Annotated in this window: 19 protein-coding genes; 18 read left to right on the forward strand and 1 reads right to left on the reverse strand. The window is 38.6% G+C overall.

What is annotated here, in order from left to right:
* The first annotated feature begins 17 nt into the window (after nucleotides 1-17).
* The 18 genes from rplX to rplQ all read left to right on the forward strand — a co-directional run bounded on the left by rplX (nucleotide 18) and on the right by rplQ (nucleotide 9,337).
* Nucleotides 18-338 (forward strand): 50S ribosomal protein L24, encoded by a 321-nt coding sequence (rplX, locus tag WKU26_RS03680; RefSeq protein WP_178266912.1) that lies wholly within the window; start codon nucleotides 18-20, stop codon nucleotides 336-338.
* Between the two features lie 3 nt (nucleotides 339-341).
* Nucleotides 342-899, forward strand: a complete 558-nt coding sequence (gene rplE, locus WKU26_RS03685; RefSeq protein ID WP_178266911.1) for a 50S ribosomal protein L5 — start codon at nucleotides 342-344, stop codon at nucleotides 897-899.
* Nucleotides 900-905: 6 nt separating this feature from the next.
* On the forward strand, nucleotides 906-1,205 hold the full coding sequence (gene rpsN, locus WKU26_RS03690) for a 30S ribosomal protein S14 (RefSeq protein ID WP_007567362.1): 300 nt from the start codon (nucleotides 906-908) through the stop codon (nucleotides 1,203-1,205).
* A gap of 58 nt (nucleotides 1,206-1,263) precedes the next feature.
* Nucleotides 1,264-1,659: a 30S ribosomal protein S8 gene (gene rpsH, locus WKU26_RS03695; RefSeq protein ID WP_022125491.1), complete on the forward strand. Its 396-nt coding sequence runs from the start codon at nucleotides 1,264-1,266 to the stop codon at nucleotides 1,657-1,659.
* Between the two features lie 16 nt (nucleotides 1,660-1,675).
* Entirely contained in the window at nucleotides 1,676-2,245 is a 570-nt protein-coding gene (gene rplF, locus WKU26_RS03700; protein WP_178266910.1) for a 50S ribosomal protein L6, read from the forward strand.
* 21 nt (nucleotides 2,246-2,266) lie between these two features.
* Nucleotides 2,267-2,608, forward strand: a complete 342-nt coding sequence (rplR, locus tag WKU26_RS03705; RefSeq protein ID WP_178266909.1) for a 50S ribosomal protein L18 — start codon at nucleotides 2,267-2,269, stop codon at nucleotides 2,606-2,608.
* A gap of 6 nt (nucleotides 2,609-2,614) precedes the next feature.
* Nucleotides 2,615-3,130: a 30S ribosomal protein S5 gene (gene rpsE / locus WKU26_RS03710; RefSeq protein ID WP_005844884.1), complete on the forward strand. Its 516-nt coding sequence runs from the start codon at nucleotides 2,615-2,617 to the stop codon at nucleotides 3,128-3,130.
* Nucleotides 3,131-3,141: 11 nt separating this feature from the next.
* Nucleotides 3,142-3,318, forward strand: coding sequence for a 50S ribosomal protein L30 (gene rpmD, locus WKU26_RS03715; protein ID WP_007559368.1), 177 nt, complete (start codon nucleotides 3,142-3,144; stop codon nucleotides 3,316-3,318).
* 31 nt (nucleotides 3,319-3,349) lie between these two features.
* Nucleotides 3,350-3,796, forward strand: a complete 447-nt coding sequence (gene rplO / locus WKU26_RS03720) for a 50S ribosomal protein L15 (protein WP_269877387.1) — start codon at nucleotides 3,350-3,352, stop codon at nucleotides 3,794-3,796.
* 4 nt (nucleotides 3,797-3,800) lie between these two features.
* Complete coding sequence (gene secY / locus WKU26_RS03725; protein ID WP_178266787.1) at nucleotides 3,801-5,147, forward strand: preprotein translocase subunit SecY; 1,347 nt, start codon at nucleotides 3,801-3,803, stop codon at nucleotides 5,145-5,147.
* Between the two features lie 8 nt (nucleotides 5,148-5,155).
* On the forward strand, nucleotides 5,156-5,953 hold the full coding sequence (gene map / locus WKU26_RS03730; RefSeq protein WP_340320941.1) for a type I methionyl aminopeptidase: 798 nt from the start codon (nucleotides 5,156-5,158) through the stop codon (nucleotides 5,951-5,953).
* 1 nt (nucleotide 5,954) lies between these two features.
* A complete protein-coding gene (gene infA / locus WKU26_RS03735) occupies nucleotides 5,955-6,173 on the forward strand; it encodes a translation initiation factor IF-1 (RefSeq protein ID WP_178266785.1) in 219 nt (72 codons plus the stop codon).
* A 13-nt stretch (nucleotides 6,174-6,186) separates the two neighbouring features.
* Complete coding sequence (gene ykgO / locus WKU26_RS03740) at nucleotides 6,187-6,303, forward strand: type B 50S ribosomal protein L36 (protein ID WP_002558051.1); 117 nt, start codon at nucleotides 6,187-6,189, stop codon at nucleotides 6,301-6,303.
* A gap of 33 nt (nucleotides 6,304-6,336) precedes the next feature.
* Nucleotides 6,337-6,717, forward strand: coding sequence for a 30S ribosomal protein S13 (gene rpsM / locus WKU26_RS03745; RefSeq protein ID WP_007559362.1), 381 nt, complete (start codon nucleotides 6,337-6,339; stop codon nucleotides 6,715-6,717).
* An 11-nt stretch (nucleotides 6,718-6,728) separates the two neighbouring features.
* Nucleotides 6,729-7,118: a 30S ribosomal protein S11 gene (rpsK, locus tag WKU26_RS03750; RefSeq protein WP_007567382.1), complete on the forward strand. Its 390-nt coding sequence runs from the start codon at nucleotides 6,729-6,731 to the stop codon at nucleotides 7,116-7,118.
* 117 nt (nucleotides 7,119-7,235) lie between these two features.
* The gene (rpsD, locus tag WKU26_RS03755) at nucleotides 7,236-7,841 is read left to right on the forward strand and encodes a 30S ribosomal protein S4 (RefSeq protein WP_340320942.1); all 606 of its coding nucleotides are present in this window, start codon (nucleotides 7,236-7,238) and stop codon (nucleotides 7,839-7,841) included.
* An 11-nt stretch (nucleotides 7,842-7,852) separates the two neighbouring features.
* The gene (locus tag WKU26_RS03760; RefSeq protein WP_178266742.1) at nucleotides 7,853-8,845 is read left to right on the forward strand and encodes a DNA-directed RNA polymerase subunit alpha; all 993 of its coding nucleotides are present in this window, start codon (nucleotides 7,853-7,855) and stop codon (nucleotides 8,843-8,845) included.
* Nucleotides 8,846-8,848: 3 nt separating this feature from the next.
* Nucleotides 8,849-9,337, forward strand: a complete 489-nt coding sequence (rplQ, locus tag WKU26_RS03765; protein ID WP_178266743.1) for a 50S ribosomal protein L17 — start codon at nucleotides 8,849-8,851, stop codon at nucleotides 9,335-9,337.
* A gap of 365 nt (nucleotides 9,338-9,702) precedes the next feature.
* On the opposite strand, the gene WKU26_RS03770 is transcribed toward rplQ, so the two are convergent.
* A complete protein-coding gene (locus WKU26_RS03770) occupies nucleotides 9,703-11,505 on the reverse strand; it encodes a MutS family DNA mismatch repair protein (protein WP_340320970.1) in 1,803 nt (600 codons plus the stop codon).
* Nucleotides 11,506-11,514 lie beyond the last annotated feature (9 nt).

An 11,514-nucleotide genomic window follows, 5' to 3' on the forward strand; every position in this document is an offset into this window, starting at 1 on the left:
TGTAAAAGATTTAAGTAATGAGTAAATTACATATTAAGAAAGGCGATACAGTTTACGTAAACTCTGGTGAAGACAAGGGTAAAACTGGCCGCGTGTTGAAAGTTCTTGTTAAAGAAGGACGCGCTGTGGTAGAAGGTATCAATATGGTATCTAAGAGCACTAAACCTAACGCAAAGAATCCTCAGGGTGGTATTGTGAAGCAGGAAGCTCCTATTCACATCTCAAACCTGAACCCGGTTGATCCTAAAACTGGTAAACCGACACGTGTAGGTAGAAGAGAAAGTTCTGATGGAAGAACATTTGTTCGTTATGCTAAAAAATCAGGAGAGGAGATTTAATCAATGAGTAATACTGCAAGCCTTAAGAAAGAATATGCAGAGCGTATTGCGCCTGCATTGAAGAATCAGTTCCAGTATACTTCATCTATGCAGATTCCTAGACTTAAAAAGATTGTTATCAATCAGGGTTTGGGTATGGCTGTAGCTGATAAAAAGATTATCGACGTTGCTATTAACGAGCTGACAGCTATTACAGGTCAAAAAGCTGTAGCAACTGTTTCTCGCAAAGATATCGCTAACTTCAAGTTGCGTAAAAAAATGCCTATCGGTGTGATGGTAACTTTGCGTCGTGAAAGAATGTATGAATTCCTTGAAAAGCTTGTTCGTGTAGCTTTGCCACGTATCCGTGACTTCAAAGGTATCGAAAGCAAATTGGACGGAAGAGGTAACTATACTTTAGGTATTCAGGAACAAATCATTTTCCCTGAAATTAATATCGATAGTATTACTAAAATTCTCGGAATGAATATTACCTTTGTAACCTCTGCTCAGACAGACGAAGAAGGTTATGCTTTGTTGAAGGAATTCGGTTTACCGTTTAAAAACGCTAAAAAAGATTGATAAGATATGGCAAAAGAATCAATGAAGGCTCGTGAAGTAAGAAGAGCTAAACTGGTAGCCAAATATGCTGAGAAACGTGCTGCGTTGAAGAAGATTGTGAACACAGGTGATCCTGCTGAAGCTTTTGAAGCTGCTCAGAAATTGCAGGCTCTTCCTAAGAATTCTAATCCGATCCGTTTGCACAACCGTTGTAAACTGACTGGTCGTCCTAAAGGTTACATGCGTCAGTTTGGTATTTCACGTATCCAATTCCGTGAAATGGCTTCAAACGGTTTGATCCCAGGCGTTAAAAAAGCAAGCTGGTAAATATTTGTATTATTAAATATTGTCAGGGTAGTCCTGATTAATTTAACAATTAATTTATATGACAGATCCAATCGCAGATTATCTCACTAGATTGAGAAATGCAATTAGTGCTAAGCACAGAGTTGTAGAAGTGCCTGCTTCAAACTTGAAAAAGGAAATTACTAAGATCCTGTTTGACAAAGGTTACATTTTGAACTACAAGTTTGTAGAAGATGGTCCTCAAGGTACTATCAAAGTTGCTTTGAAGTATGATGCAGTTAACAAAGTTAACGCTATCAAGAAACTTGAAAGAGTATCTACTCCAGGTATGCGTAAGTATACTGGCTACAAAGACATGCCGAGAGTTATTAACGGATTAGGTATTGCAATTATATCTACTTCCAAAGGTGTGATGACAGACAAAGAAGCTGCTGCTTTGAAAATCGGTGGTGAAGTTCTTTGCTATGTATATTAATGTAGGAGGATAAACTATGTCAAGAATAGGTAAATTGCCCGTTAGTATTCCTGCTGGAGTAACAGTTACTCTGAAGGATAACGTAGTAAACGTTAAAGGTCCGAAAGGTGAGTTGAGTCAGTTTGTTAATCCTGCTATTGATGTGGAGATTGCAGACGGACATGTGGTGTTGAAAGAAAATGAAAACGCTATGCTTGATAACTTGAAGCAGCGTCATGCATTCCATGGTTTGTATCGTGCTTTGATTCATAACATGGTTGTAGGTGTTTCTGAAGGTTACAAGAAAGAGTTGGAACTTGTCGGTGTTGGTTACCGTGCATCAAACAATGGTAACATCATTGATTTCGCTTTGGGTTATACTCATAATATCTTTTTGCAGTTGCCCCCAGAAATCAAAGTTGAAACTAAATCTGAAAGAAATAAGAACCCTCTTATTATATTGGAATCTTGTGACAAACAGCTGCTCGGTCAGGTTTGTTCAAAAATACGTTCTTTCCGTAAGCCTGAACCTTATAAAGGAAAAGGTATTAAGTTTGTTGGTGAAGAAATTCGTAGAAAGTCTGGTAAGTCAGCTGGCGCTAAGTAATTCACATAAAATCGTACAATTATGACAACAAAAATAGAAAGACGAATCAAGATCAAATATAGAGTACGCAACAAGATTTCAGGTACCGCTGAACGTCCGCGTATGAGTGTGTTTAGAAGTAACAAGCAGATCTATGTTCAGGTTATCGACGATTTGAGCGGTAAAACATTGGCTGCTGCTTCTTCTTTGGGTATGGAAGCAATGCCTAAAAAAGAACAGGCTGCTAAGGTGGGTGAACTGATCGCTAAAAAAGCTCAGGAAGCTGGTATTACGACTGTCGTATTCGACCGTAATGGTTACTTGTATCATGGGAGAGTAAAAGAAGTAGCTGATGCTGCTCGTAACGGTGGACTTAAATTTTAATGAATTATGGCAGTTAATAATAGAGTTAAGATCACTAACGATATAGAATTAAAAGATAGACTGGTTGCAATCAACCGCGTTACTAAAGTTACAAAGGGTGGTAGAACTTTCAGTTTTTCTGCTATTGTAGTTGTTGGTAACGAAGATGGTATCATCGGTTGGGGACTTGGTAAAGCTGGTGAAGTTACTGCAGCAATCGCTAAAGGTGTAGAAGCAGCTAAGAAGAACCTGACTCGTGTTCCTGTATTGAAAGGTACTGTTCCTCACGAACAGTCTGCAAAATTCGGTGGTGCAGAAGTTTTCATTAAACCTGCTTCAACTGGTACAGGAGTGGTAGCTGGTGGTGCGATGCGTGCCGTATTGGAAAGTGTAGGTGTTACTGACGTTTTGGCTAAGTCTAAAGGTTCATCAAACCCTCACAATCTGGTGAAAGCTACAATCTTGGCTTTGGGTGAAATGAGAGATGCTCGCATGGTAGCTCAAAACAGAGGTGTAAGTATGGAAAAAGTATTTAGAGGATAAGGAGGATAGACATGTCAACTATTAAGATTAAACAAGTAAAGAGTAGAATTGGTGCTCCTGCTGATCAGAAGAGAACTTTGGATGCGCTGGGACTTCGTAAATTGAATCGTGTGGTTGAACACGAAGAAACTCCTTCAATTCTGGGTATGATTGAAAAGGTAAAACACCTTGTTGCAATCGTTAAGTAACTATATTGTTAATAATAAAGGATTTTACAATATGAATTTAAATAATTTACGTCCTGCAGAAGGTTCTGTCAAAACTAGAAAAAGAGTGGGCCGTGGTGCTGGTTCTGGTTTAGGTGGTACTTCTACAAGAGGACATAAAGGTGCAAAGTCTAGATCTGGTTATTCTAAGAAGATCGGTTTCGAAGGAGGTCAGATGCCTTTGCAGCGTCGTGTTCCGAAATTTGGTTTTAAGAATATTAACCGTGTAGAATATAAAGCTATTAACCTTGATACTATTCAGAGCTTGGCTGAAGCTAAAAATCTGTCTAAAGTAGGTGTTAATGACTTGATTGAAGCTGGTTTTATTTCTTCTGGCCAGTTAGTGAAAGTTCTTGGTAACGGTAGTTTAACTACTAAGCTTGATGTGGAAGCTAATGCTTTCTCAAAGAGTGCAGTAGCTGCAATCGAAGCCGTTGGTGGTAATGCAGTAAAACTCTGATTCAATGAGAAAATCTATTGAAACATTAAAGAACATATGGAATATTGAGGATCTGAGACAGCGGATCCTCATTACTATATTGTTTATTGCAATCTACAGATTTGGTTCATATGTGGTTCTTCCAGGTATTAACCCCGATATGCTGTCAAAGTTGCATGAGCAAACTAGTGAAGGACTTCTTGCTTTGTTGAACATGTTCTCTGGTGGAGCTTTTTCTAATGCTTCTATTTTTGCATTGGGAATTATGCCGTATATCTCTGCATCCATCGTGATTCAGTTGTTGGCCATTGCTGTTCCGTATTTCCAGAAACTGCAGCGTGAAGGAGAAAGTGGTCGTCGGAAGATAAATCAATATACTCGTATTTTGACAATCTTCATCTTGATATTCCAGGCTCCTTCTTATTTGATCAACTTGAAAATGCAAGCTGGCTCAGCTCTTAATGCTTCATTAGATTGGACTTTCTTTATTATTACTTCTACCATCGTCTTGGCAGCAGGAAGTATGTTCATCTTGTGGCTGGGTGAGAGAATCACAGATAAAGGAATCGGAAATGGTATCTCATTGATAATTATGATCGGTATCATTGCTCGTCTTCCTCAAGCTTTTTCTGGTGAATTTGTTTCTCGCCTTGCATCACCTGGAGCTGGCGGTATCATTATGTTCTTAGTTGAAATCGTAATGTTGATACTCGTTATCGCAGCGGCCATTCTTTTGGTACAAGGTGTTCGTAAAGTTCCTGTACAATATGCAAAACGTATTGTTGGAAATAAACAATATGGTGGTGCTAGACAATACATTCCTTTAAAGGTAAATGCAGCAAATGTAATGCCTATTATTTTTGCGCAAGCAATCATGTTTATTCCTATCACAATTGTTGGCTTCTCAAATGTAGCTACAACCAGTGGTATTGCACGTGAGTTTGTAGATCATACTAGCTTTGGATATAATCTGGTATTTGCAATATTAATTATTCTTTTCACCTGGTTCTATACAGCTATTACGATTAATACTACTCAAATGGCAGAGGACATGAAGCGTAATAATGGCTTTATTCCTGGTATAAAACCTGGTAAGAATACTGCAGATTATATTGATACAATCATGTCTCGTATAACATTGCCTGGTTCTATATTCTTGGCTATTGTTGCTATTTTGCCTGCCTTTGCTGGCCTATTTGGAGTTCAGGCTGAGTTTGCACAGTTCTTTGGTGGAACTTCTTTATTGATTCTTGTCGGAGTCGTTTTGGATACTCTCCAACAAGTTGAAAGTCACTTGTTGATGCGTCATTACGACGGTTTATTGAGCTCAGGAAGAATTAAAGGACGTTCTGCTAATGTGGCAGCTTATTAAGAAACAAAATGATATTTCTTAAGACAGATGATGAAATAGAACTTCTTCGCCAGAGTAATCTCCTTGTGGGGAAAACTCTGGCAGAAGTTGCTAAACTGATAAAGCCGGGTGTAACAACAAAACAACTTGATAAAGTTGCAGAAGAGTTCATAAGGGATCATGGGGCAATTCCCACTTTTAAAGGTTTTCCTAATCCTTATGGTAGCCCATTCCCTGGTACATTATGTACGTCTGTAAATGATCAAGTCGTTCATGGAATTCCCAATGATATTCCTTTAAAAGAGGGTGACATTATTTCTGTAGATTGTGGCACCTACATGAACGGCTTCTGTGGTGATTCTGCTTATACATTTTGTGTAGGTGAAGTAGCTCCAGAAATCTTAGCATTATTAAAAACAACAAAAGAGGCTTTATATAAAGGCATCGATAATGCTGTTCATGGAAAACGTTTAGGTGATATCGGTTATGCTATTCAACAATATTGTGAAACTCGTTCATATGGAGTAGTCCGTGAATTTGTAGGGCATGGTATTGGTAAGCAGATGCATGAAGAACCTCAAGTTCCTAATTATGGGAAGAGGGGTACAGGAACTCTTCTTAAAAAAGGAATGTGTATAGCTATTGAGCCTATGATTACACAAGGAAATAGGCAGATAGTAATGGAGGATGATAATTGGACGATACGAACAAGAGATCGTAAATGGGCAGCACATTTTGAACATACAGTTGCAGTTGGTTTAGATCGGGCTGATATTTTATCATCGTTTGAATTTATAGAACAAGTTTTAGGAGATAAGGCAATTTAATATGGCAAAGCAATCCGCAATAGAACAAGATGGAGTTATTCTCGAGGCATTGTCTAATGCAATGTTTCGTGTGGAACTAGAAAATGGGCATGAAATAACTGCTCATATTTCAGGTAAAATGAGAATGCATTACATTAAAATATTACCTGGAGATAAAGTTAGAGTAGAGATGTCTCCTTATGACTTATCTAAAGGAAGAATCGTTTTTAGATATAAATAAAAGAATATAAGATATGAAAGTAAGAGCATCATTAAAGAAACGTACACCGGAATGTAAGATCGTTAGACGCAATGGCCGTTTGTATGTTATTAACAAGAAAAATCCTAAGTATAAACAACGTCAAGGATAATTTATTATTTTTGCAAAAAAAATAATTTAGTATATGGCTATAAGAATAGTTGGTGTAGATTTGCCTCAGAATAAGAGAGGTGAGATTGCGTTGACATACGTATATGGTATTGGACGCAGCAGTTCAGCAAAAATTTTGGACAAAGCAGGTGTTGACCGTGATTTGAAAGTTAAAGATTGGACTGATGATCAGGCTGCTAAGATCCGTGAAATCATTGGTGCTGAATATAAAGTAGAAGGTGATCTTCGTTCGGAAATCCAGTTGAACATTAAGCGATTAATGGATATTGGTTGCTATCGTGGTGTTCGTCACCGTTTGGGTCTGCCTGTAAGAGGTCAGAGCACTAAGAATAATGCTCGTACACGTAAGGGAAGAAAGAAAACAGTTGCAAATAAGAAAAAAGCTACTAAATAATAATTGTTAATATGGCAAAAAAAACAGTCGCAGCTAAAAAAAGAAATGTGAAAGTGGATGCTAATGGACAGTTGCATGTTCATTCTTCATTCAACAACATTATCGTTTCTTTGGCAAACAGCGAAGGCCAGATCATCTCATGGTCTTCTGCAGGTAAGATGGGATTTAGAGGTTCTAAGAAGAACACTCCTTATGCAGCTCAGATGGCTGCCCAGGATTGCGCTAAAGTAGCGTACGATCTTGGCCTGAGAAAGGTGAAAGCTTATGTTAAGGGTCCTGGTAACGGACGTGAGTCTGCAATCAGAACTGTACACGGAGCTGGAATTGAAGTTACTGAAATTATTGACGTAACTCCATTGCCTCACAACGGTTGTCGTCCTCCTAAAAGAAGAAGAGTATAATAAAGATAACCTATTTAGATGTAACTTGATTTTGTTAAATAATGGATTACATTCCTTTCTGTGATCGCGGCTGCAACAAATTGAGTTCATTAGTAACAATTAAATTTAAAGAAGAAAATGGCTAGATATACTGGACCAAAAACTAGAATTGCACGTAAATTCGGTGAAGCAATCTTTGGAGCAGATAAAGTTTTGTCTAAGAAAAACTATCCTCCTGGACAGCATGGTAACAACCGTCGCAGAAAAACTTCTGAATACGGTGTCATGTTGGCTGAAAAGCAGAAAGCAAAATATACTTACGGAGTATTGGAAAAACAGTTCCGTAATATGTTTGAAAAGGCTGCAAGTATGAACGGTATTACCGGTGAAATCTTGTTGCAGAGCCTTGAATGTCGTTTGGACAACGTTGTGTTCCGTTTGGGTATTGCTCCTACTCGTGCTGCAGCTCGCCAATTGGTAGGTCACAAGCACATTACTGTAGATGGTAAGGTTGTTAATATTCCTTCTTACGCAGTAAAACCAGGTCAGTTGGTAGGTGTTCGTGAAAGATCTAAGTCTTTGGAAGTTATTGTAAATTCATTGACTGGTTTCAATCACAGCAAATATCCTTGGATGGAATGGGATGAAAACTCTAAGACTGGTAAATTGTTGCACAAGCCTGAAAGAGCAGACATTCCTGAAAACATTAAAGAACACTTGATCGTTGAATTGTACTCTAAATAATAATTAATTTCATGGCGATATTAGCATTTCAAAAACCTGATAAAGTATTAATGTTGGAAGCGGATTCCAAATTCGGAAAATTCGAATTCCGTCCGCTTGAACCCGGTTTCGGTATTACCGTAGGTAATGCTTTACGCCGTATTCTTCTGTCTTCATTGGAAGGTTATGCAATCAATACTATTCATATTGAAGGTGTTGAACATGAATTTGCTACAGTTCCGGGAGTTAAAGAAGATGTAACTAACATTATCTTGAATCTGAAGCAAGTTCGATTCAAGCAAATAGTTGAGGAATTCGAAAATGAAAAGGTAAGCATTACCGTTGAGAATTCTACTGAATTTAAGGCAGGTGATATTGGTAAGTATTTGACCGGATTTGAAGTGTTAAATCCTGAATTGGTTATTTGCCATTTAGATTCAAAAGCAACTATGCAGATAGATCTTACTATTAACAAAGGACGTGGTTATGTTCCGGCTGACGAAAACCGTGAATACTGCACCGATGTGAACGTAATTCCTATCGATTCTATTTACACTCCGATTCGTAATGTAAAATATGCGGTAGAAAACTATCGTGTAGAACAGAAGACTGACTATGAAAAGTTGGTTCTGGAAATTACAACGGATGGTTCCATTCACCCGAAGGAAGCACTGAAAGAAGCTGCTAAAATATTGATTTATCACTTCATGTTGTTCTCTGATGAAAAGATTACTCTTGAAACATCAGATTCTGACGGAAATGAAGAATTCGATGAAGAAGTATTGCATATGCGTCAGTTGCTGAAGACCAAATTGGTTGATATGGACTTGTCAGTTCGTGCTTTGAACTGTTTGAAGGCTGCAGATGTAGAAACATTGGGAGACTTGGTACAGTTTAATAAGACAGATCTGTTGAAGTTCCGTAACTTCGGTAAGAAATCGCTCACTGAGCTTGATGATTTGCTCGAGAGTCTGAATCTTTCGTTTGGAACAGATATTTCTAAGTATAAATTAGATAAAGAATAAAAAATGAGACATAATAAAAAATTCAACCATTTAGGTCGTACTGCTTCTCACAGAAACGCAATGTTGTCAAACATGGCATGTTCTTTGATCAAGCACAAAAGAATCACTACGACTGTTGCGAAGGCTAAAGCTTTGAAAAAGTTCGTTGAGCCTCTGATTACAAAGTCTAAAGAAGACACAACTAACTCACGTCGTGTTGTATTTAGCAACTTGCAAGATAAGTTTGCTGTAACTGAACTGTTCAAAGAAATCTCTGTAAAGGTTGCAGATCGTCCGGGTGGTTATACTCGTATCATCAAGACTGGTCATCGTTTGGGTGACAACGCAGAAATGTGTTTCATCGAATTGGTAGACTACAATGAGAACATGGCTAAGACAGCTGCTAAGAAAGCTACTCGTACTCGTCGTTCTAAAAAATCAACTGCAACTGAAGCACCTGCTGCTGAAGCAACTGCAGAAGCTACTACAGAGGAAGCCCCTAAAGCTGAATAATTCTGTAAACGCTATATATACAAGAAAACCGAAGCTCATTTGGGCTTCGGTTTTTTTATTGCTTATTCCGAAGGTAGAATTCCTGTATTCTTTGCTTAAAAGTGCATAACAGAAAAGATGCAAGCCTAGATTGCTTATGATAATACATCGTTTGGAAAATTACCTTGAAGAAATGCATCAGATTCCTTTGATTATTTCTATTATAATCGATGACTATTGATAGGATCTTTTTCGAGAAAGTGTCTTTTTATGAGAAAAAATACAGCCTTCGTCGTGAAAGAATTATAACTGTCAGACGAAGGCTTTATCTTAATGATGACTGAATGATAAGATTTCCTGATAATCGGGTTATCAGAAAAACAGCCTTACTCCTGAATTGTAATACCCATTTTCTTCATCAAGAAACAAGCATTCATATTCTGTGCAACTCCTTCGCGCAACTTGTAAGAGAAATGTAGTTCATTATCTATAATATCCGCTTCAAAACAGTAATTCTGAATTTTCTGAGGAAATTGATTTGCCAGCTTACCTAATAATAAGTCATGCGTAGCAATAATACCATTTGCCTGTAAATTCATAAACTGTTTAATCAAGTCGAACGATCCTTTTTGCTTATCCACGGAGTTTGTTCCTTTTAAGATTTCATCCAAGATGATGAACAATTGCTGCCCTTCATTCAACCAGTCAATGATACGTTTCAGGCGTTTCAGTTCAGCGAAGAAATACGATTCATTGTCAGAAAGAGAGTCGGATGTACGTAAGCTTGTTACAAGACGGGCCGGATAAAGCATTAAGCTTTCACAACAAACCGGGCAGCCCATGCAAGCCAACAGATAATTTACTCCGATAGTACGCAGGTATGTACTTTTTCCTGCCATATTGGCTCCAGTGATGATAAGAAAATAAGGACGTGAAGGAATCTGCACATCATTCTTCACACATTGCGCAGGCGACATCAGCGGATGTCCCATTCCACGGGCCATAAAGCAGAAAGGCTTATCCGATATTTCTGGCCATGAATAGTTCGGATGATTATACGCAAAAGTACCGAGTGAACATAGCGCATCCAATTGGCCGACTGCTTCCAACCATCCTACTACATATTCTCCGTATCGTTCCTTCCATTTTTCTATCCGTACAATCTGGTGCAACTGGAAGAACATTCCCCCTTCCAGCAGCACATAAAGCAACTGATTGTTTCGTAAATCGAGACGATCCAATTCTTTCGATAGTTTCATCAGTACCTTATCCGGAGACTCTCCATCGATATCGAGTTCTCTCATCAAATACTGAAGTTCCTCAGCATGCCATTCCTGACGTTTGGCAAGCGCAATCAGCTTGGCATATCCGTTCAATATATTCAGTTTCTGGCCATACACTTCCTGAATAGCAGTAGCCTTTCTGATTACTCCGAAACTGATAATGACAAATAACATGAAAGATACCCCGAGCCAGCTCAATGAAATCACTCCCACTACTCCGGCTATCAGTAAAAGTAAGTTTATGGAAGGCACCCCCCAGATGAGTAACTTTACCCAAAGAGCATGACTAAATGATGAAGTACTCTGACTCCATTGCCTGATATCCTCTCCGTCTGAAGCCTTTCCCTGATTCATCAGTCCCGTAATGCGGAACTCCTCTCTGAATTCCGGTCTGGAAGCCATGTCCTGGACAGCCTGTTGGCGTTCCTCTATTTTCTTTTTCTCACAGAGATGAATTTTCAACCATCCAGCCAATGTCGTCGAACCAAAATGGGTACATGTGCGGTTCAGTGCCTGAAACAAAGAGTGACGTCCAAACAAATCGAGGTCAAATGAATACGGATGCTCCGGATCGACAAATTCATTTCCTTCTTCAAATGCACTTTGGTCGCCTGCGAGTGCTTGTAACTCTTCCCGGTTAATCCGAAGCCGCAATTCCAGCCACTCCTTACGGTAAAAGAGCCGGTTATGTACTTTTACAAGAACAAAAAAAGGAAGGAAAGTGCATCCCGCACAAAGTATCAGTTTCCAGCTATCGGAATGAAAAAAGAAGATGATACCTATAATTCCGGCCAAGAATAATGCAACTCTCAGCATACTGATGCGGAAAATACGTTGTTTGACACGTTTAAGTTCATTTTCGGACACACTGATTCGTGTCTCGTACCATTGAGTTATACTTTTCATCATGTTTAT

Origin of the sequence: Phocaeicola sp. HCN-40430, assembly GCF_037890285.1 — a bacterium.
Lineage (GTDB): Bacteria > Bacteroidota > Bacteroidia > Bacteroidales > Bacteroidaceae > Phocaeicola > Phocaeicola acetigenes.

What these genes read in the sequence shown, in the direction of transcription:
- rplO (WP_269877387.1), top strand. Translation starts at nt 3,350, where the DNA reads ATGAATTTAAATAATTTACGTCCTGCAGAAGGTTCTGTCAAAACTAGA.
- rplF (WP_178266910.1), top strand. Translation starts at nt 1,676, where the DNA reads ATGTCAAGAATAGGTAAATTGCCCGTTAGTATTCCTGCTGGAGTAACA.
- rpsE (WP_005844884.1), top strand. Translation starts at nt 2,615, where the DNA reads ATGGCAGTTAATAATAGAGTTAAGATCACTAACGATATAGAATTAAAA.
- WKU26_RS03770 (WP_340320970.1), bottom strand. Translation starts at nt 11,505, where the DNA reads ATGAAAAGTATAACTCAATGGTACGAGACACGAATCAGTGTGTCCGAA.
- rplQ (WP_178266743.1), top strand. Translation starts at nt 8,849, where the DNA reads ATGAGACATAATAAAAAATTCAACCATTTAGGTCGTACTGCTTCTCAC.
- map (WP_340320941.1), top strand. Translation starts at nt 5,156, where the DNA reads ATGATATTTCTTAAGACAGATGATGAAATAGAACTTCTTCGCCAGAGT.
- rplX (WP_178266912.1), top strand. Translation starts at nt 18, where the DNA reads ATGAGTAAATTACATATTAAGAAAGGCGATACAGTTTACGTAAACTCT.
- WKU26_RS03760 (WP_178266742.1), top strand. Translation starts at nt 7,853, where the DNA reads ATGGCGATATTAGCATTTCAAAAACCTGATAAAGTATTAATGTTGGAA.
- rpsD (WP_340320942.1), top strand. Translation starts at nt 7,236, where the DNA reads ATGGCTAGATATACTGGACCAAAAACTAGAATTGCACGTAAATTCGGT.
- infA (WP_178266785.1), top strand. Translation starts at nt 5,955, where the DNA reads ATGGCAAAGCAATCCGCAATAGAACAAGATGGAGTTATTCTCGAGGCA.
- rpsH (WP_022125491.1), top strand. Translation starts at nt 1,264, where the DNA reads ATGACAGATCCAATCGCAGATTATCTCACTAGATTGAGAAATGCAATT.
- rpsK (WP_007567382.1), top strand. Translation starts at nt 6,729, where the DNA reads ATGGCAAAAAAAACAGTCGCAGCTAAAAAAAGAAATGTGAAAGTGGAT.
- ykgO (WP_002558051.1), top strand. Translation starts at nt 6,187, where the DNA reads ATGAAAGTAAGAGCATCATTAAAGAAACGTACACCGGAATGTAAGATC.
- rplR (WP_178266909.1), top strand. Translation starts at nt 2,267, where the DNA reads ATGACAACAAAAATAGAAAGACGAATCAAGATCAAATATAGAGTACGC.
- rplE (WP_178266911.1), top strand. Translation starts at nt 342, where the DNA reads ATGAGTAATACTGCAAGCCTTAAGAAAGAATATGCAGAGCGTATTGCG.
- rpsN (WP_007567362.1), top strand. Translation starts at nt 906, where the DNA reads ATGGCAAAAGAATCAATGAAGGCTCGTGAAGTAAGAAGAGCTAAACTG.
- secY (WP_178266787.1), top strand. Translation starts at nt 3,801, where the DNA reads ATGAGAAAATCTATTGAAACATTAAAGAACATATGGAATATTGAGGAT.
- rpmD (WP_007559368.1), top strand. Translation starts at nt 3,142, where the DNA reads ATGTCAACTATTAAGATTAAACAAGTAAAGAGTAGAATTGGTGCTCCT.
- rpsM (WP_007559362.1), top strand. Translation starts at nt 6,337, where the DNA reads ATGGCTATAAGAATAGTTGGTGTAGATTTGCCTCAGAATAAGAGAGGT.